This is a genomic window from Desmonostoc muscorum LEGE 12446 (assembly GCF_015207005.2).
GTDB classification, from domain to species: domain Bacteria; phylum Cyanobacteriota; class Cyanobacteriia; order Cyanobacteriales; family Nostocaceae; genus Nostoc; species Nostoc muscorum.
The window spans coordinates 1-1,125 of the sequence record NZ_JADEXS020000011.1; the positions used below are offsets into that span (position 1 = coordinate 1).

Here is a 1,125-nt window from a genome sequence, read left to right on the forward strand (position 1 = left end):
AACTTAAGCAGTTTCAATGGAAACTGTCTGCCGTGTTGATTGTGGCAACGAGTTAGCTCTTGTGGCGCGGAACATCCCGAATCGGCATAGACCGGTGCCGAATGCTAGCCGCATCAGTAGCAGGGTAGGTACTTCTCGCAGAGATTTAATGAAACCAGAGAGACCAAAACGCACCAATCCTTCTGGTCGAATGACTCCTTGCCAGATGGAATCTAGCCAAGAAGGAAGGGTTTGTTGTGTCCAGTCTGCTGTTATTACCTCCCCCTCCACTAATCCCGTTGCTACCAAAAGTTCGCTAAAGCCTTCTATGCTGGAAAAAGCGGGATGAGACCACTGATCTAATAGTTGCCGCATTACCGGTTTCTCCCAAAAATTGAGCGGATTTTGGCGATCGTCTCTCTGATTCCAGTCAGCTAAAACCATTATTCCACCGGGCTTTAGCACCCGCATCAATTCTCTGGCAAAAATGGCTTTATCTGGCATGTGTGGCCCGGCTTCAATGGACCAAACTACATCAAAACTTGCATCTGGAAAAGAAAGTGCCATAGCATCATCCACAAGAAACTGCACATCAAGTTCCTGAGAAGTTAATTGCTGGGCGCGTTCAACTTGTTGGGGACTGATGGTAATACCTGTGACTGCAAAGCCGTAATCCCGTGCCAAAATGCGACTGCTACCCCCAATTCCACAGCCAACATCCAAGACGGTACTGCTAGGGGGTAATTTATCTAAACCACCCCAACGCACCATTTCATGCACAAAGTCAGATTTGGCAATCAGAAAATCCTTGCGTTGCGGCGGCGAACCATAATGACCTAAGTGGATGTGTTCGCCCCAGTAAAACTCCAAAATCCCGTCTTCAGTCCATTGATCGTAGGAATTAGCTACGGAATTAGATGATTGATAACGACGAGCAGTAATTAGATACAGTGTGAGTGAGAGCGTTAGTAGTGCTAGGACAACTCCCAGCCCAGGAAAAAACCAACTCATGGAAAATTAAGCCTTAATATTTGTTTACAAATTTATCTTAAGGGACTGACAAATAAAAAAATATCCAATTAACTCTTGTGGGGTGGGCGTCTTGCCATTGGTGTCAACTTAAGCTTAAACGCTTGTCCCTCCCAC

The 1,125-nt window shown here is 46.0% G+C and carries 1 protein-coding gene; it reads right to left on the reverse strand.

The window, feature by feature from the left end:
- Positions 1-3: 3 nt before the first annotated feature.
- Positions 4-990, reverse strand: coding sequence for a methyltransferase domain-containing protein (locus IQ276_RS39950; protein ID WP_190881966.1), 987 nt, complete (start codon positions 988-990; stop codon positions 4-6).
- Positions 991-1,125: the final 135 nt, after the last annotated feature.